Below are 18,425 nucleotides of genomic sequence, written 5' to 3' on the forward strand. Positions count from 1 at the left end.
GCAGGGGTGCGGCGGCGTTTGCCAGGCGCATCGCCGCGCTGGTGTTGCTGAGCCTTGTGTGGATGCAGGTGGCTGCGGCGGCAGAACCGGCGCAATTGCGCATTGGCTACCAGAAGGCGGTCTCCAGCCTGGTGCTGGCCAGACAGCATCGGCTGCTGGAGCAGCGTTTTCCGCGCACCAGGATCACCTGGGTGGAATTTCCGGCCGGCCCGCAGTTGCTGGAGGCGTTGAACGTGGGCAGCATCGATCTGGGCGGTGCCGGCGATATCCCGCCGCTGTTCGCACAGGCGGCCGGCGCGGATCTGCTGTACGTGGGCTGGGTGCCGCCCACGCCGAAAGCCGAGACCATTCTGGTGCCGGCCAAGAGCACGCTGCGGCGTGTGGCCGACCTGAAGGGCAAGCGCGTTGCCTTCCAGAAGGGCTCCAGTGCGCACAACCTGCTGCTGCGGCTGTTGGCCAGGTCCGGGCTGAGCATGCGCGACATCACGCCGCTGTACCTGTCGCCGGCCAACGCGCGCGCCGCATTCGCGGCCGGGCAGGTGGATGCCTGGGCGATCTGGGACCCGTGGTATTCGGCCTTGACGCTGGACGGCAGCGCGCGTCTGCTCGCCAATGGCGAGGGGCTGGGACTGACCGGCGGGTTCTTCCTGTCCTCGCGCCGCTATGCCACGGCATGGGGCCCGTTCGTGCAGCAGGTGCTGGGCACGCTCAACCAGGCCGATGGGTTGCTGGAACGCGACCGCGCCGGCAGCATCAAGGTGCTGGCACAGGTGAGCGGGCTGTCGCCTGCGGTGGTGGAGCGCACCTTGGCGCATCGCCCGCCGGCCAGCGTGCAGCCGCTGAGCGAGCAGGTGATCAAGGCGCAGCAGGCCACCGCCGATCTGTTCTTCGCACAGCGCCTGTTGCCCAAACGCGTGCTGGTGGCACCGGCGGTCTGGCGTGCGCCCGCCAGCGTTACCGCACAGGCTGCACGAAAGTGATGCGCACACCGACCTCGATCCAGCGCTGCAGCCGGCCGGTGCGCGCATGAGTACGCCGCTGCGCCAGTGGAGCAGCCGGCTGGTGCCATGGCTGCTGCCGTTGGCGGTGGTGACGGCCTGGCAGATCGCCGCGTCCACCGGGTGGCTGCCCGAGCGCATCCTGCCGGCGCCGGATGCGGTACTGCGCGCAGCGGCCACGCTGGTGCAAAGCGGGGAGCTGTGGCAGCACCTGGCCATCAGCAGTTGGCGTGCGGCGCTGGGGCTGGCCATCGGCGGCAGTATCGGGCTGGCGCTGGGCCTGCTGACCGGCGTGTCGCGGGTGGCTGAGCGGCTGCTCGACAGCAGCCTGCAGATGCTGCGCAACGTGCCGCATCTGGCGCTGATTCCGCTGGTGATCCTGTGGTTCGGCATCGATGAAGGCGCCAAGCTGTTTCTGGTGGCGCTGGGCACGTTCTTCCCGATCTATCTCAATACCTATCACGGCATCCGCAGCGTGGACCCGGCACTGATCGAGATGGCACGCAACTACGGCCTGCGCGGGCCACAGTTGTTCGTCGACGTGCTGTTACCCGGCGCGCTGCCGTCGATTCTGGTCGGGCTGCGCTTCGCATTGGGGCTGATGTGGCTGACCTTGATCGTGGCCGAAACCATCTCGGCCAGCTCCGGCATCGGTTACCTGGCAATGAACGCACGCGAATTCCTGCAGACCGATATCGTGGTGGTGGCGATCGTGTTGTACGCGCTGCTCGGCAAGCTGGCCGACCTGGCCGCGCGCGGACTGGAAGCCTGGTGGCTGGGCTGGCATCCAGCGCAGCAACAGCGCACCCAGGTGCAGCGATGACCACCCACCAGAACGGCCTGCCGCTGCGCCTGCGCGGGATCGGCAAGCGCTATGGTCAGGCCGATGTGTTGCGCGGGATCGATCTGGACATCGCGCCTGGCGCCTGCCTGGCGGTGGTCGGGCGCAGTGGCTGCGGCAAGAGCACCTTGCTGCGGGTGATCGCCGGACTTGAGGCGGCCGATACCGGTAGCGTCGACAGCGCTGATGCACCGCTGGCGGCGCAGCGCGATGCGGTGCGGCTGATGTTCCAGGATGCGCGCCTGCTGCCGTGGAAGCGCGTGATCGACAACGTGGCGCTCGGGCTGGGCCGCGCCGGGCGCACACAGGCACAGGCCGCACTGAATGCGGTGGGACTGGGCGCGCGTGCAGGCGATTGGCCGGCGGCGCTGTCGGGCGGCCAGCGGCAGCGGGTGGCACTGGCACGTGCGCTGGTGCATCGGCCGCGGCTGTTGCTGCTGGACGAGCCGCTGGGCGCACTGGATGCGCTCACCCGCATCGAGATGCAGCAGCTGATCGTGCAGCTGTGGCGTCAGTACGGTTTCACCCTGGTACTGGTCACCCATGACGTGGCCGAGGCCTGTGCACTGGCCGATCGCATCGTGGTGATCGAGCACGGCCAGGTCGGCCTGGAGGTGGACGTGCCGGTGGCGCACCCGCGCACGCCAGGCATGCCGGCGCTGGCGGCGACCCAGGCCCAGGTGCTCTCGCGCCTGCTGGGAGGTGGGCCGGTGGAGGCATCGGTGGCTGCCGGAGAGGTCGATGCCGGTCGGGGTGGCGCCGTGCGTACCGCTCCGGCGCGGCCAGGAGGGACACTGCGTCGGATCGTCTAGGGCGCCCGGCCGCCGGTCGCCACGGCACGGGCGTCGGGCGCCGCATGCCTGGTGCCGCTGGGCGCCTAGGTAGGCTGATTGGCGTCCGCCACGCTTTCGTGTCGCAGCGCATCTTGAAACGCCGCCTGGAAACCGCATCTGCTCGGTATCGCCGGACTTGCCGGCCACCCGTTCAGAGGAATCCCCATGCGGATGGACAAACTCACCTCGCGGTTCCAGCAGGCACTGGCCGACGCACAGTCGCTGGCCGTGGGACGCGACCACAACATCATCGAACCGGTGCACGTGCTGGCCGCGCTGCTCGACCAGAGCGGCGGCAGCACGCGCCCCTTGCTGTCGCAGGCCGGCGTCAATGTGCCGCTGCTGCGCGAGCGCCTCGGCGAGGCGCTGGATACGCTGCCCAAGGTGTCCGGCCAGGAAGGCAATCTGTCGATCGGCAACGATCTCAATCGCCTGCTCAACCAGACCGACAAACTCGCCCAGCAGCATGGCGATGCCTTCATCGCCAGTGAGTGGTTCGTGCTGGCCGCTGCCGACGATGCCAGCCCGCTGGGCGTGGCCTTGCGCGCGGCCGGTGGCGACAAGAAGAAGATCGAAGCGGCCATCGACAAGCTGCGCGGCGGCGAGACCGTGCAGTCGGAAAACGCCGAAGAACAGCGCCAGGCGCTGGAGAAGTACACCATCGACCTGACCGCGCGTGCCGAAAGCGGCAAGCTCGATCCGGTGATCGGCCGCGACGAGGAAATCCGCCGCACCATCCAGGTGTTGCAGCGGCGTACCAAGAACAACCCGGTGCTGATCGGCGAGCCCGGCGTGGGCAAGACCGCCATTGTCGAAGGCCTGGCCCAGCGCATCATCAACGGCGAAGTCCCCGAAGGCCTCCGCGGCAAGCGCGTGCTGTCGCTGGACATGGGCGCGCTGATCGCAGGCGCCAAATTCCGCGGCGAATTTGAAGAACGCCTCAAGGCGGTGCTCAGCGACCTGTCCAAGAACGAAGGCCAGATCATCCTGTTCATCGACGAGCTGCACACCATGGTGGGTGCGGGCAAGGCCGATGGCGCGATGGACGCCGGCAACATGCTCAAGCCGGCGCTGGCGCGCGGCGAGCTGCATTGCATCGGCGCCACCACGCTGGACGAATATCGCAAGTACATCGAAAAGGATGCCGCGCTGGAGCGCCGCTTCCAGAAGGTGTTCGTGGGCGAGCCGACGGTGGAGGACACCATCGCGATCCTGCGTGGGTTGAAGGAACGCTATGCCGTGCATCACGGCGTGGAGATCACCGACCCGGCGATCGTTGCGGCGGCTACGCTATCCAACCGCTACATCACCGACCGCCAGCTGCCGGACAAGGCCATCGACCTGATGGACGAAGCCGCATCGCGCATCCGCATGGAGATCGACTCCAAGCCGGAGGAACTCGATCGCCTGGAGCGCCGCCTGATCCAGCTCAAGATCCAGCGCGAGATGCTGAAGAAGGAAAAGGACGAGGCCTCGCGCCAGCGCCTGGCCGACCTGGAAAGCGACATCGACAAGCTCGAACGCGAGTTCTCCGATCTCAACGAGGTGTGGAAGTCCGAGAAGGCCGCGCTGCAGGGCACCACCAAGATCAAGGAGCAGATCGAGCACGCCAAGCTGGAGCTGGAAGCGGCGCAGCGCCGGCAGGACTACGCCAAGATGAGCGAGATCCAGTACGGCGTATTGCCGCAGCTAGAAAAGCAGATGCTGCTGGCCAACGAAGTGGAGCACCACGACTTCAAGCTGGTGCAGGACCGCGTGACCGCCGAGGAAATCGCCGAGGTGGTGTCGCGCTGGACCGGCATTCCGGTCAACAAGATGCTCGAGGGCGAGCGCGACAAACTGCTGCGCATGGAAGACGAGCTGCATCAGCGCGTGGTCGGCCAGAACGAGGCGATCAAGGTGGTGTCCGATGCCGTGCGGCGTTCGCGCGCCGGCCTGTCCGATCCCAATCGCCCGAGTGGTTCGTTCCTGTTCTTAGGTCCCACCGGCGTGGGCAAGACCGAGTTGTGCAAGGCGCTGGCGGACTTCCTGTTCGACAGCACCGAAGCGATGATCCGCATCGACATGAGCGAGTTCATGGAGAAGCATTCGGTGTCGCGCCTGATCGGTGCGCCTCCGGGCTACGTGGGCTATGAAGAGGGCGGTTATCTCACCGAGGCGGTGCGTCGTCGTCCGTATTCGTTGATCCTGCTGGACGAGGTCGAAAAGGCGCATGCCGATGTCTTCAATATCCTGTTGCAGGTGCTCGACGATGGCCGTTTGACCGATGGCCAGGGACGCACGGTGGATTTCCGCAATACCGTCATTGTGATGACCTCCAACCTGGGCTCGCACCAGATCCAGGAACTGTCCGGCGACGGCAGTGCCGAGGCCTATACGCAGATGAAGGCAGCAGTGATGGGCGTGGTGCAGGCGCACTTCCGCCCCGAGTTCATCAACCGGCTGGACGACATCGTGGTGTTCCATCCGCTGGACAAGGCGCAGATCAAATCGATCGCGCGCATCCAACTGCAGGGGTTGGAGAAACGACTGGGCGAGCGCGGGCTCAAGCTGGACCTGGACGATGCGGCGCTGGAGCTGCTTGGCAATGTCGGCTTCGACCCGGTGTATGGCGCGCGCCCGCTCAAGCGCGCCATCCAGTCGCAGGTGGAAAACCCGTTGGCCCAGCAAATATTGTCTGGCCATTATCTCAGCGGCGACACCGTGCGTGTGCGCAGCGACGGCGGGCGGCTGGCGTTTATGAAAGGCTGAGAATTGGTCATGGGCGCGCGTCGCATCGGCGCAGATGGTTGATGTATCAAACGGGCACTGCGCAGGTAGTGCCCGTTTGCGTTATGCGGACTGGCGCGGCGCATCAGTTGTGCTTACAACGCGGTGGCATGAGGTCATCACCACTGATTTGGGAAGGAATCAGGGGTCGCGGCTATCGTCGGCGTTCTTTCCGAGAGCGAGCCGTGCCATGACCGATCCGCAGTGGAAACCCGAAACCATCGCCGTGCATGGGGGCTATCGCCCCGACCCGACTACGCGCGCGGTGGCGGTGCCGATCTACCAGACCGTGGCGTATGCCTTCGACGACACCCAGCATGGTGCGGACCTGTTCGACCTGAAGGTGCAGGGCAATATCTACAGCCGCATCATGAACCCCACCAACGACGTGCTGGAGCAGCGTGTCGCTGCGCTGGAAGGCGGCATCGGGGCGCTGGCGCTGGCATCGGGGCAGGCGGCGGTGACCTATGCGATCCAGACCATCGCCGAGGCGGGCGACAATATCGTCTCGTCCAGTGCGCTATATGGCGGCACCTACAATCTGTTCGCGCATACGCTGCCGCAGTTCGGCATCAGTACGCGGTTTGCCGACTACCGCGATCCGCAGGCGTTCGCCGGCCTGATCGACGACCGCACCAAGGCGGTGTTCGTCGAGTCGATCGGCAACCCGCGCGGCAATATTACCGACATCGAAGCCGTTGCCGCGGTAGCGCATGCGCACGGCGTGCCGCTGATCGTGGACAACACTGTGGCCACGCCGTCGCTACTGCGGCCGATCGACTTCGGTGCCGACATCGTGGTGCATTCGTTGACCAAATACCTGGGCGGACACGGCAACAGCATCGGTGGTGCGATCGTGGACAGCGGGCGCTTTCCGTGGGCCGCACACAAGGCGCGCTTCCCGCGCCTCAACGAGCCGGATGTGAGCTACCACGGCGTAGTGTATACCGAGGCGCTGGGCGAGGCCGCCTACATCGGCCGTGCGCGGGTGGTGCCGCTGCGCAATACCGGTGCGGCGTTGTCGCCGTTCAATGCGTTCCTGATCCTGCAAGGGATTGAAACCTTGCCGCTGCGCATGGAGCGCATCAATGCCAATACGTTGGCGATTGCCCGCTACCTGCAGCAGCATGCGCGCGTTGCCTGGGTCAATTACGCGGCGCTGCCCGATCACCCCGAGCACGCGCTGGCGCAGAAGTACCTGGGCGGGCACGGCTCGGGCGTGCTGACCTTCGGGTTGCCCGGTGGGCGCGCGGCTGGTGCACGGTTTCTGGATGCGCTGCAGCTGTTTACCCGGCTGGTGAATATCGGCGATGCCAAGTCGCTGGCGACGCACCCGGCATCCACTACCCATCGCCAGCTCGGGCCGGCCGAACTGGAACATGCCGGCGTCAGCGAAGACACCGTGCGGTTGTCGGTTGGGATCGAGCATATCGATGACCTGCTGGCGGATCTGGAGCAGGCGCTGCAGAGAGCGTGAGGTTTTCAGCCATCTTCATAAGCAAGAACGGGGAGCCCCTCTCCCTGCGGCAGTGGGATTGGGGTGAGGGTACGGCGAAGCACGATGCCTGTCGGTAGCGGCTTCGGTAGGGGCGGCAGCGCGGCCGGGGACTGGCTCCTCGGCTCGGTCAGACATTCTGTCTGACTCGCCGCCGCGGCACATCCTTGTGCCGCTCTCCGCCAATCCCCAGCCACGCTGCCGCCTCGGCACGTTGCTTCCATGACCTGGAACCGTGAACACGCCGTTGAAGCGCGGCATGAAGCTCTTCTCGGGTCGGGGCATTACGGCACCGCTTGCGGCTACCGGTACGTGTGTCTCGGCTCGTGCGTGCTGCTGGCACGAGCCGGGGGCATGGAGAGTAGGCGGTACTTCACCTTTGAAGGCGCGTGGCGACGCGTGTGTCATTGCAGCCACTGACAGCTCCATGCGTCTCCGCTCATCCGGCGCTGCGCCTGGCCGGTTGCCGCGCACCTCCGAGGCGCCGCCGCCAATCCTGCTACCATGCGCGCCCCTGAGGTGACTGCCGGCTGGCCGGTGGTTTAAACGGGAATCCGGTGCGCGCATCGCCTTGGCGAGGCGCAAGTCCGGAGCTGCCCCCGCAACGGTGGGCGAGGCAAGGGTCCGCAGGTAAAGCCACTGTGCTGTGCATGGGAAGGCGCGGATCCGGGAAGCAACCAAGCTTCCGCTCGCAAGCCCGGAGACCGGCCTGAAGGGATTGACCCGGCACGCGGTGGGCGTGGCCTTGTGCATCTGGTGCGCGCGCGCCGGACGCCTGGCCCGTTGCTGCCTGCCGACCCCATTGCCCCCGCGCGGGTAGGCGCGGTTCCAGGAGCAGCAGTCGATGTCCGTTTCTTCCGTTTTGCCGTCTCGCGCCATGCTGGCCGTGGGGTTGTCGCTGTGCGTGGCCAATCTGGCCCAGGCCGAGGCCGCCATCGATCTCGACGAAGTGGTGGTGACCGCCTCGCGCACCGCACAGACCCAGGACCAGACGCTGGCGCCGGTCACCGTGATCGACCGCGCGCAGATCGAGCGCCGCCAGGTCACCGCGTTGCAGGACCTGCTGCGTGGCGAAGCCGGTGTGTCGCTGGCCAATAACGGTGGCCCGGGCAAGGCGACCTCGTTGTTCCTGCGCGGCACCGAGTCGGATCATCTGGTGGTACTGATCGACGGCGTGCGCATCGGCTCGGCCACGTCCGGTGGCGCGGCGCTGCAGGACCTGCCGATCGAGCAGATCGAGCGCATCGAAATCGTGCGTGGGCCGTTTTCCAGCCTGTACGGCTCCGAGGCATTGGGTGGGGTGATCCAGATCTTTACCCGTCGCCCGCAAGGCAGCTTCGTGCCCACGCTCAGCGTGGCGGCCGGCAGCGACAATGCGCGCCGTTATGGCGCCGGTGTCGCCGGGCGCAGCCAGGGCGATCTGAGCGAGGCCGGCGGCTGGTATTCGGTGAACGCCGTGCATGACGAAACCGATGGCATCAATGCGTATCTGGATACCAGCTCCAGTGCCTACGATCCGGACCGCGATGGCTATCGCAACGATTCGTTGAGCATGCAGGGCGGCTGGCGCTTCAACCGACAGTGGGATGCCGATGTGCATGCGTTGCGCGCGCAGAGCCGCAACGAATACGACGGCTCGGCCTTTGGCGGCAACCTGGGTAAAGGCGTGCAGCAGGCCGTGGGCGGGCGCGTGCGCTATGCGCCCAGCGACGCGCTCAAATTCACCGCCAGCCTGGGTAGCAGCGCCGATCTGAGCGATAGCTATTACGACGGCGCGTACCTGTCCACCTACGACACGCGCCGCAAGCAGGGCTCGCTGCAGGCCGACATCACCACCGCGCCCGGCCTGCTCACGGTTGGCTTCGACTGGCAGCGCGATGCCATCGCCAGCAGCGACACTTACGATGCCGACAGCCGGATCGACCGCGCCGCGTTTGCGCAGTGGCAGCAGAGCTTCGGTCGCCAGTCGCTGCAGGCCAGCCTGCGGCGCAACGACAACAGCCAGTTCGGCGGCAAAACCACCGGCAGCCTGCTGTGGGGCTGGGATGTTGCCGAGCATCTGCGCCTGACCGCCAGCTATGGCACTGCGTTCAAGGCACCCACCTTCAACGAGCTGTACTACCCCGATTACGGCAATCCGCTGCTGGGGCCGGAAACCTCCAAAAGTGCCGAGCTGGGCCTGCGTGGCAGCTACGACTGGGGCGTGTGGACGCTCAATGCCTTCCAGACCCGTATCGACGATCTGATTGCCTACGATGCGGGGCTGGTGGATGCCACCCATCCGTTTGGGCAGCCGAACAACATCGACCAGGCGCGCATCCGCGGTGTGGAAGCCGGCTACGACACCGAGCTGGCCGGCTGGACCCTGCGCAGCGCGCTGACCTGGCTGCAGCCGCAGGCCGATGGCGAGGTCAATCATGGCAACTGGTTGCCGCGCCGCGCACGGCAGAGCGGGCGGATCGATGCCGACCGCAACTTTGGCGCGTTCGGCGTGGGCGCGAGCCTGTTCGGGTCGGGCAAGCGCTACGACGACCTGGCCAATACCGAGCAACTGGCCGGCTACGGCTTGCTGGATCTGCGCGTGAGCTATGCAGTGAACGCAGACTGGAAGGTGCAGTTCACCGCCAACAATGTGTTCGACCGCCAGTACGAAACCGCACGCTGGTACGCACAGCCGGGACGCAACTACCTGCTGACCTTCCGCTACCAGCCGGCGCAGTGAGACGCGGCAAACACTGCGCGGTTCCTTGAGGTAGACAGGCGGCCGGTGTCGACGGGTCGCCATAAGGGCCATTCCCGTGCGCAAGATCGTTGTTGAGGCAGGCACTACCCCGCAGCGGATGAAACGGGCAATGCAGCCAGCGGGGCGGGTGGCCCGGCAAGACGGGGCCGCTACACTGCGGCCCTGGCCGGCTGCGTCGCTCCCTGTGTTGCCCCACCTGCGGTTGCGTTTTTGAAGCGCCGTGGAATCCCGCAGCGCCGCCGCGCCTGCAGCGCACCAGGGCATCTGCAGGCGGCATCGCGCATGCGTACCCGGCCATTGCCTCGCATCGCGCGGATGGATGGACCGATCTTCAGACCGACCGCTGCCTGCTGTTTGCCACTCTTCGAGGAACACCGATGACCCCGCTCTCCCGGCCCGCCCAGCGCAACCTGCTCATCGCCCTGATGCTGGCGATGACGGCCACCCGCTTCCATCACGTGGGCGATTGGCTGCATCTGCCCGATGCCTCGATGGCGGTGTTCTTCCTTGGCGGCTTGGCGCTGCGCCGGCATACGGCGTTTGCGCTGTTGCTGGCACTGGCGGTGCTGATCGACTGGGCCGCGGTATCGTTGGCCGGCGTCAGCGACTTCTGCATCACCGCCGCCTACGCCGCGCTGCCGCTGGCCTATGCCGTGCTGTGGTATGCCGGCCGTGCGTTGCAGGCGCGGCTTGCACCTGCGGCGATGCCGCTGTGCGCGGTCTGGGCGCTGGGGGTCGCGGCTGCAGCGGTATCGTTCCTGATCTCCAATGGCGCGTTCTATTGGCTGGGCGGGCGCTACACCGACCCGCACTGGGCGCAGTACCTGCAGCGTGCGTGGCAGTGGGGCCCGGTGTTCGTGCGTAGCACAGCGCTGTATCTGGCGGTGGCTCTGGTCGCTGCAGGGTGTGTGCTGCGCTGGCGCGCCACCCGCGCTGCCGCCGACTCGACCACCGCGCTGGAGCTGTCATGAGCGTAGCTTCGCATCAGGCCGCGCCTGCCCGAACGGCCCTGCACGGCGGGGCCGCATGGGCCTGTGGCATCGCGCTGGCGCTGCTGATGGTCTGCACCCGCGGCCAGCATTTTGCCAGCGTGGACGTGTTGCCCAGCGCCTCGTGGGCGGTGTTCTTTCTGGCCGGTGCATTGCTGCGCCCGGTGTGGATGCTGCCGCTGCTGTTCGGGCTGGCATCGGCATTGGATCTGATCGGCCTGGCCTCCGGCAGCATCAGCGACTGGTGCCTGTCCCCGGCGTACTGGGCCTTGGCGCTGGCCTATGCCACGTTGTGGCTGGGCGGGCGGTGGTCTGCCATGCGGCTGGAACGCGATGCCTGGTCGGAGCTGCCACGGGTGCTTGGCGCGCTGTTGTTCAGTGGTAGCGCGGCCTATCTGCTGTCCAAGGGGGGCTTTTACTTCCTTTCCGGCCGCTACCCACAGGCCACGCTTGGCGGCTTCCTGGCCCGCGTGCCGGTGTACTACCCGCGCGCGCTCGGCACCCTGGCCGGCTACGTGGGCATCACTTTCGCATTGCTTGCCGCAGGGCGCAGCCTTGCCGCACGTCCACTGATGGGAGAACGCGCATGACGCCCCCCGAGCACGACGACGCACATTATCGCGAACGCGCGCAACGCAAGAAGGAATTGGTGGACCGGCGCATCGCGCGCGCCGTGATCGACCGCGGCGTGCTGCTGGTCAATACCGGCAACGGCAAGGGCAAGAGTTCGTCCGGCTTCGGCATGCTGGCGCGCTCGCTCGGGCATGGCCTGTCCTGCGGCGTGGTGCAGTTCATCAAGGGCACGTTCTCTACTGGTGAAGAGGCGTTCTTTCGCCGTTTTCCCGATCTGCTCGACTACCACGTGATGGGCGAAGGCTTCACCTGGGAAACCCAGGACCGCAACGTGGACATCGCCGCCGCGCAGGCGGCCTGGCAGCTGGCGCGCGGCATGCTGGCCGATGCACGCTACGACTTCGTGCTGCTGGACGAACTCAATATCGCCCTGGTGAAGGACTACGTTGCGTTGGACGAGGTGCTGGCCGCAGTGGCTGCGCGTCCGCCGGGCCAGCACGTGGTGATCACCGGACGCGCAGCGCCCGCCGGCTTGATCGAGGTGGCAGACACGGTCACCGAGATGCGGCTGGTCAAACATGCCTTCAACGCCGGCATCAAGGCGCAGCTAGGCATCGAGCTGTAGGCATGCGTGCGCGTGCGTTGCCCGGCGGTGGGCTGGCGTGTGGCATGCGGTTGGGCCGCGCACGATGCTGCTGCTGATGGCCACCGCAGCAGTGCTGCTGGATCTGCTGTTGGGCGAGCCGCGGCGTGCACATCCGCTGGTGCTGTTTGGCCGCTGGGCGCAGCGCATCGAGCAACGCCTGCACCGTGACCACCGCAGCGCCGGCGTGCTGGCGTGGTGTGTGACGGTGCTGCCGTGCACGGTACTGGCCGCAGGGCTGCAGGCGCTGTTGTGGTGGTGGTCGGCCTGGGCAGCGGCCGGATTTGCCGCCGTGGTGCTGTATCTGGCGCTGGGATTGCGCAGCCTGGGCGAACACGCGCAACCGGTGATCGCTGGGTTGCAGGCCGACGACCTGCCGGCAGCCCGCGCAGCAGTGGGCCGCATCGTCAGCCGCGATACCGCCGCACTGGATGCCACGCAGGTGGCCGCGGCCGCCACCGAATCGGTGCTGGAGAACGGCAGCGACGCCGTATTTGCTGCGTTGTTCTGGGGCGTGATGCTGGGTGCGCCGGGCGCGGTGCTGTACCGGCTGTCCAATACGCTGGATGCGATGTGGGGCTATCGCACGCCGCGCTACGCCAGCTTCGGCTGGGCGGCGGCACGGATCGACGATGTGCTCAACTGGTTGCCGGCACGCCTGACCGCAGTGACCTACGCCGCGCTCGGCACGACGCATGCGGGCCTGCGCTGCGCCTGGCGCCAGGGCCGCGGCTGGAAAAGCCCGAATGCCGGGCCGGTGATGGCCGCTGGTGCCGGCGCGCTGCGTGTGCGCCTGGGTGGCCCAGCGCCGTATCACGGCCAGTGGCAGACACGTCCCGCCTTGGGCGAGGGCGCTCCGGCCAGCGCCGACAGCGTGCGCCGCGCGCTGCTGCTGGTGCGCGCAGGCGTGCTGCTCTGGTTGCTGCTCGGCGCCTTGTCGATGGCAATGGTGATGCAATGATCGCAGCCGGTGCCGACCGCCGCGCTGGCTGTGCAGTGCGCGGTTGCGACCGGGCGCGGCCGCATGTCTTTCCCTTTGGAGCACCGCATGCTTGAACATGGAGGCCGGTTGCGCCGCGCCGCGCAAACCTATGCGATCCCGCTGGCGCACTGGCTGGACCTGTCCACCGGCGTGAGCCCGTTTGCCTGGCCGGTGCCGTCGATTCCGGAGCCGGTGTGGCAGCGCCTGCCCGAAGACGACGACGGCCTGGCCGCAACCGCGGCGGCGTACTACGGCGCGCCGCAGGTGCTGCCGGTGGCAGGCTCGCAGGCGGCGATCCAGGCGCTGCCGCTGTTGCGTGGTCGCGGCCGTGTGGGCGTGCTTGCGCCGGGCTATGCCGAACATGCGCATGCCTGGCGACGCGCCGGCCACACCGTGGTGCCGCTGCCGGCAACGGCTTTGCTGCAGGCGGCGGATACCTTCGATGTGGTGGTGCTGATCCATCCCAATAATCCCTGCGCGGACAGCTTCGATCGTGAACTACTGTTGCAGCTGCATGCGCGGATGGCGGCGCGTGGCGGCTGGCTGGTGATCGACGAAGCCTTCATGGATGCGACCCCGCATGCGAGCGTGTGCGCGCAGACGCAGCAGCCGGGCCTGGTGGTGCTGCGCTCGGTCGGCAAGTTCTTCGGCATGGCCGGCGCGCGGGCCGGCTTCGTGTGCGCGCAGGCGCCGCTGCTGGACGCCTTGCGCGAACAGCTGGGGCCATGGTCCGTGAGCGGGCCCACCCGCTGGGCCGTGCAGCAGGCCCTGGCCGATACCGGCTGGCACGTGCAGGCACGCGCGCAACTGCACGCCGCATCGCAGCGGCTGGCGCAGTTGCTGCGTCGCCACGGCATCGTGCCATCGGCCGGTACCGCGTTTTTTCAGTGGTGCGAACGCGCCGATGCGCAGGCCCTGCACGTGGCGCTGGCAAGGCGCGGCATTCTGACCCGGCTGTTCGATACCCCGGCCAGCCTGCGCTTCGGCCTGCCGCCCGATGCGGCCGGCGAGGCACGCCTGGACGCGGCACTGCGCGAGCTGCTGGCATGAGCGCGCGCGTGCTGATGGTGCAGGGCTGCACCTCCGACGCCGGCAAGAGCACGCTGGTGGCCGCGCTATGCCGCTGGCTACACCGCCAGGGCGTGGCGGTGGCGCCGTTCAAGCCGCAGAACATGGCACTCAATTCGGCGGTCACCATCGATGGCGGCGAGATCGGCCGCGCGCAGGCGGTGCAGGCCCAGGCCTGCGGGCTGGAGCCGCACACCGACTTCAACCCGGTGCTGCTCAAGCCCAACAGCGATACCGGTGCGCAGGTGATCGTGCACGGGCGGGCGGTGGCCACGCTGGATGCGGTGGACTATCACGCCTACAAGTCCACCGCGTTCAGCGCCGTGCTGGCCTCGCACGCCCGCCTGGTCGAGCGCTTCGAGGCGGTATTGGTGGAAGGCGCCGGCAGCCCGGCCGAGATCAACCTGCGCGCCAACGACATCGCCAACATGGGCTATGCCGAGGCGGTGGATTGCCCGGTACTCCTGATCGCCGACATCGACCGCGGCGGTGTGTTCGCGCACCTGGTCGGCACCCTGGCATTGCTGTCGGACAGCGAGCGCGCGCGCGTGGCGGGGTTTGTCATCAATCGTTTTCGTGGCGACCTGGCGCTGTTGCAACCCGGTCTGGACTGGCTGGAACGCGAAACCGGCAAGCCCGTGCTGGGCGTGTTGCCGTATCTGCATGGGTTGCAGCTGGAGGCCGAAGATGCGTTGCCGCGGCATGCCGTGCACAAGCCGGATGCGCCATTGCGCGTGGTGGTGCCGGTGCTGCCGCGGATCAGCAACCACACCGATGTCGATGCCTTGCTGGCGCACCCACAGGTCGATGTGCACCTGGTCGGCCCGGGGCAGCTGCCGCCGCCCTGCGATCTGATCGTGCTGCCTGGAAGCAAGTCCACCCGCCGCGATCTGCAGTGGTTGCGCACGCACGGCTGGGACAGCGCCATTGCGCGCCACCTGCGCTACGGCGGCAAGCTGCTCGGCATCTGTGGCGGCCTGCAGATGCTGGGCGAGCAGATCCACGACCCCGACGGCATCGAAGGCCCGCCCGGCAGCAGCGCAGGCCTGGGCTGGCTGGCGCTGGACACGCAGCTGCACCCGCACAAGCAGCTGCGTCGCGTGCAGGGGCACTTGCTGCTGGGCAATGTGCGTGCGCACGGCTACGAGATCCATTGCGGCATCAGCACCGGCGCTGCACTGGCGCGTCCGCTGCTGCGGCTGGACGATGGCCGCAGCGATGGCGCCATGTCCGAGGATGGCCAGGTGCTGGGCACGTATCTGCACGGCATCTTCGACCACCCGCAGGCACTGCACGCATTGCTTGCATGGGCCGGCCTGGCGCAGGCGCTGCCAGTGGATCTTGCCGCGCTGCGCGAGGCCACGCTCGAGCGCCTGGCCGATGCGGTGCAAACACATCTGGATACCGCAGCACTGACGCGGCTGACCTGCAAGGACCCCTCATGCGGCAGTTGATCCTGGGAGGCGCGCGCTCCGGCAAGAGCGCACTGGCCGAACGCCTCGCCGCCAGCGCGCTCGCCGCCGGCACGGCTGCCGAGGTGGCCTACGTCGCCACCGCGCAGGCCTTCGATGCGGAAATGCAGCAGCGCATCGCACATCACCGCAGCCGGCGCCCGCCGCAGTGGCAGTGCGTGGAAGAACCCGTTGCGCTGGCGGCCACCCTGCAGGCACTGGCGGCGCCGCAGCGCTGCGTACTGGTGGATTGCCTGACCCTGTGGCTGAGCAACCTGCTGGGTCACCCGGATGCGGATGCCTTCGCGCGCGAGCGCGCGGCACTGCTGGCCACGCTGCCGCAGCTGCCGGGGCAGATCCTGCTGGTCAGTAACGAGGTGGGACAAGGCATCGTGCCGCTGGGCGAACTCACACGGCGTTTTGTCGACGAAGCCGGCTGGCTGCACCAGGCATTGGCGCTACAGTGCGAGCGGGTGGTGTTCGTGGTGGCGGGCTTGCCGATGGTGCTGAAGGGAGAGGGATGATGAGCAGCGACTGGATCTTTGCCGCATGCGCGGTGCCGGACGCACGCGTGCGTGCAGCTGCGCTGGCACGGCAGGAGCAACTGACCAAGCCGCACGGTGCGCTGGGCCGGCTCGAGCAGCTGGCGGTGCAGCTGGCGGCCTGGCAGCGCAACGAGCAGCCAGTGGTGCAGCGGATCTGGATCGCGGTGTATGCCGCCGACCACGGCGTCGCTGCCGAAGGCGTGTCTGCGTTTCCACAGGCGGTAACTGGCGAGATGGTGCGCAACTTCGCCCGTGGCGGTGCGGCGATTTCGGTGCTTGCGCGTGAACTCGGTGCGCGGCTGGAGGTAGTGAACCTGGGGGTGGTCAACGACCCGGGCGAGCTGCCGCGTGTGCGCCGCGCCTGGATCGCGCCTTCCAGCGCCAATATCTGCGAGCAACCGGCGATGACGCCCAGCCAGCTGCGCGACGCGCTCGCTGCAGGCGCGGAGAGCATTGCGCAGGCACGCAGCTGCGATACGCAGCTGTTTGTGGGCGGCGAGATGGGCATCGGCAACACCACCGCGGCCGCCGCGCTGGGCTGCGCGCTGTTGTCGCAGTTTCCGCAGGCGATGGCCGGCGCCGGTACCGGGCTGGATGCCGAAGGCATCGCACACAAGGCCACCGTGATCACCCGCGCGCTCGCGCTGCACGCCGATGCCGCCACCCCGCTGGAGCGCCTGCGCCGGCTCGGCGGTTTCGAGATTGCCGCCCTGGTGGGCGCCTACATCGCTGCCGCGCAGGCCGGCATCCCGGTGCTGGTGGATGGCTTCATCACCACCGCCGCGGCGCTGGTGGCCACCCATCTCAACCCCGGCGTGCGGCAGTGGCTGCTGTTCGGGCACCGCTCGCACGAACGTGGCCACACCGCCTTGCTGCGCGCCCTGGATGCCGATCCGCTGCTGCAGCTGGACCTGCGCCTGGGCGAAGCCAGCGGCGCGGCGGTGGCGATTCCGCTGCTGCGCAGCGCCTGCGCCCTGCACAACGGCATGGCCACCTTTGCCGAAGCAGGGGTCTCCGACGCATGAGCGCGCAGATTACCTTGCTGCGGCACGGCGACACCGGCCAGCGCAGCTATCGCGGCCAGCTCGACGACCCACTCACCGCGTTGGGATGGCAGCAATTACGTGCAGCCACCGCCGATGGCGTGTGGGAGGTGGTGGTGGCCTCCACGTTGCAGCGCTGCGCAGCGTTTGCCGCTGAACTCGCCGGCGCGCGCGGCTTGCCGCTGCAGCTGGAACCGCGGCTACGCGAATATCACTTCGGCCGCTGGCAGGGCGTGCCGGTGGCCGAGATCGATCGCGACGAAGGGCAAGCGCTGGGCCGCTTCTGGGCCGACCCGCTGCGCTACTCGCCGCCGCAGGCCGAGCCGTTTGCCGATTTCTGCGCGCGCCTGTCGGCCGCGCTCGATGCCATCGTCGCCCGCTACCCGGCACAGCGTGTGCTGGTGGTCACTCACGGCGGCGCCATCCGCGCCTTGCAGTGCCTGGTCGCCGGTAATGGTTTCGGCCGGATGACCGAACTGGCAGTGCCGCATGCGTCGCTGCATCCGCTGGCCTGGCCGCCAACCGACGCGGCTGGCGCCGTTGGGTCGCCGGTTTCATCCACGGCATTGCCACCGGCGCACGACACCGAATGATCGACGGGTTGCTGGCGGCGATCGGGTTTCTGACCCGTATTCCGGTGCCCGCCCGGGTGTTCACGCGCGCAGGCGCGCAGGCGCGCTCGCTGTGCTGGTACCCGCTGGTGGGCGTGTTGCTCGGTGGGGTGGTGTGCGGGTTGGCCTGGTGCCTGCGCGAGGTTGCGCCGTTGCTCGGCGCAGCGCTGCTGTTGAGCGCCTGGGTGTGGCTGACTGGCGCGTTGCATCTGGATGGCCTGGCCGACACGACCGATGCCTGGGTCGGCGGCATGGGCGAGCGCGCACGCACACTGGCGATCATGAAGGACCCCACCAGCGGCCCGATGGCAGTCACCGCAGTGGTGCTGGTGTTGCTGCTCAAATGCGCCGCATTGGCCACGCTGCTGCCGCATGCACCGGGTGCGTTGTGGCTGGCGCCCTTGCTGGCACGCGCCGCGGTGGTGGCGGCCTTCTTGACCACGCCCTATGTGCGCCCCACCGGCATCGGCAGCGCGCTGGTCGCCGCGCCGCGTGCAGGCCTTTGGCTTGCGTTGCTACTGGCGGTCGTGGTCTGCATGGCCGCCGGCCCGACGATCGCCGCTGCCTGCCTCGGCAGTGCCGTGGTGGTCTTCGTTCTATGGCGCCGCGCCTGCATGCAGCGCCTGGATGGCATGACGGGCGATACCTGCGGCGCACTGGTGGAACTGACCGAAGCCGCGCTGCTGGTGACGTTGGCGGTGTGGCTGGGCTGAGTCACACCGTGTAATGGACGCAACATCGCGCAAGATCGGGACCGCACCGGCAGGCGATGCAGGCGATGCTGATGCCGTCACCAGGGAGCCACTACCATGCATGCAGCAGACTCAGCAGTCACCACTTG

At 67.9% G+C, this 18,425-nt stretch carries 16 protein-coding genes and 1 riboswitch; all 16 genes read left to right on the plus strand.

What is annotated here, in order from left to right:
• The first annotated feature begins 62 nt into the window (after positions 1-62).
• The gene (locus tag A7D17_RS22080) at positions 63-980 is read left to right on the plus strand and encodes an aliphatic sulfonate ABC transporter substrate-binding protein (protein WP_239692273.1); all 918 of its coding nucleotides are present in this window, start codon (positions 63-65) and stop codon (positions 978-980) included.
• 46 nt (positions 981-1,026) lie between these two features.
• Positions 1,027-1,821, plus strand: coding sequence for an aliphatic sulfonate ABC transporter permease SsuC (gene ssuC / locus A7D17_RS22085; RefSeq protein ID WP_064511123.1), 795 nt, complete (start codon positions 1,027-1,029; stop codon positions 1,819-1,821).
• Positions 1,818-2,651 carry an ATP-binding cassette domain-containing protein gene (locus A7D17_RS22090; RefSeq protein ID WP_064511083.1) on the plus strand — a complete coding sequence of 278 codons (834 nt, stop codon included), beginning with the start codon at positions 1,818-1,820 and terminating at the stop codon, positions 2,649-2,651. Before ssuC ends, A7D17_RS22090 begins: the two co-directional genes overlap by 4 nt.
• Positions 2,652-2,837: 186 nt before the next feature.
• Entirely contained in the window at positions 2,838-5,423 is a 2,586-nt protein-coding gene (gene clpB / locus A7D17_RS22095) for an ATP-dependent chaperone ClpB (protein WP_064511084.1), read from the plus strand.
• Positions 5,424-5,631: 208 nt separating this feature from the next.
• Positions 5,632-6,918: an O-acetylhomoserine aminocarboxypropyltransferase/cysteine synthase family protein gene (locus A7D17_RS22100; protein ID WP_064511085.1), complete on the plus strand. Its 1,287-nt coding sequence runs from the start codon at positions 5,632-5,634 to the stop codon at positions 6,916-6,918.
• Between the two features lie 518 nt (positions 6,919-7,436).
• Positions 7,437-7,663, plus strand: a riboswitch (cobalamin riboswitch).
• A 117-nt stretch (positions 7,664-7,780) separates the two neighbouring features.
• On the plus strand, positions 7,781-9,658 hold the full coding sequence (btuB, locus tag A7D17_RS22105) for a TonB-dependent vitamin B12 receptor (RefSeq protein ID WP_064511086.1): 1,878 nt from the start codon (positions 7,781-7,783) through the stop codon (positions 9,656-9,658).
• 398 nt (positions 9,659-10,056) lie between these two features.
• Positions 10,057-10,650, plus strand: a complete 594-nt coding sequence (locus tag A7D17_RS22110) for a hypothetical protein (protein WP_064511087.1) — start codon at positions 10,057-10,059, stop codon at positions 10,648-10,650.
• Positions 10,647-11,258 carry a hypothetical protein gene (locus tag A7D17_RS22115; protein ID WP_064511088.1) on the plus strand — a complete coding sequence of 204 codons (612 nt, stop codon included), beginning with the start codon at positions 10,647-10,649 and terminating at the stop codon, positions 11,256-11,258. The genes A7D17_RS22110 and A7D17_RS22115 overlap by 4 nt, the downstream gene beginning before the upstream one ends.
• On the plus strand, positions 11,255-11,866 hold the full coding sequence (cobO, locus tag A7D17_RS22120; RefSeq protein WP_064511089.1) for a cob(I)yrinic acid a,c-diamide adenosyltransferase: 612 nt from the start codon (positions 11,255-11,257) through the stop codon (positions 11,864-11,866). The genes A7D17_RS22115 and cobO overlap by 4 nt, the downstream gene beginning before the upstream one ends.
• Before the next feature lie 64 nt (positions 11,867-11,930).
• On the plus strand, positions 11,931-12,845 hold the full coding sequence (cbiB, locus tag A7D17_RS22125; RefSeq protein ID WP_064511090.1) for an adenosylcobinamide-phosphate synthase CbiB: 915 nt from the start codon (positions 11,931-11,933) through the stop codon (positions 12,843-12,845).
• An 87-nt stretch (positions 12,846-12,932) separates the two neighbouring features.
• Complete coding sequence (gene cobD, locus A7D17_RS22130; protein WP_064511124.1) at positions 12,933-13,916, plus strand: threonine-phosphate decarboxylase CobD; 984 nt, start codon at positions 12,933-12,935, stop codon at positions 13,914-13,916.
• Positions 13,913-15,388, plus strand: a complete 1,476-nt coding sequence (locus A7D17_RS22135; RefSeq protein ID WP_064511091.1) for a cobyric acid synthase — start codon at positions 13,913-13,915, stop codon at positions 15,386-15,388. The genes cobD and A7D17_RS22135 overlap by 4 nt, the downstream gene beginning before the upstream one ends.
• Positions 15,376-15,909 (plus strand): bifunctional adenosylcobinamide kinase/adenosylcobinamide-phosphate guanylyltransferase, encoded by a 534-nt coding sequence (gene cobU / locus A7D17_RS22140; RefSeq protein WP_064511092.1) that lies wholly within the window; start codon positions 15,376-15,378, stop codon positions 15,907-15,909. The genes A7D17_RS22135 and cobU overlap by 13 nt, the downstream gene beginning before the upstream one ends.
• Positions 15,909-16,955, plus strand: a complete 1,047-nt coding sequence (gene cobT, locus A7D17_RS22145) for a nicotinate-nucleotide--dimethylbenzimidazole phosphoribosyltransferase (protein WP_064511093.1) — start codon at positions 15,909-15,911, stop codon at positions 16,953-16,955. The genes cobU and cobT overlap by 1 nt, the downstream gene beginning before the upstream one ends.
• Entirely contained in the window at positions 16,952-17,566 is a 615-nt protein-coding gene (locus A7D17_RS22150; RefSeq protein WP_064511094.1) for a histidine phosphatase family protein, read from the plus strand. The genes cobT and A7D17_RS22150 overlap by 4 nt, the downstream gene beginning before the upstream one ends.
• A complete protein-coding gene (locus A7D17_RS22155; RefSeq protein WP_064511095.1) occupies positions 17,563-18,297 on the plus strand; it encodes an adenosylcobinamide-GDP ribazoletransferase in 735 nt (244 codons plus the stop codon). Before A7D17_RS22150 ends, A7D17_RS22155 begins: the two co-directional genes overlap by 4 nt.
• The last annotated feature ends 128 nt before the right edge of the window (positions 18,298-18,425 follow it).

Origin of the sequence: Xanthomonas floridensis, assembly GCF_001642575.1 — a bacterium.
Taxonomy (GTDB): domain Bacteria; phylum Pseudomonadota; class Gammaproteobacteria; order Xanthomonadales; family Xanthomonadaceae; genus Xanthomonas; species Xanthomonas floridensis.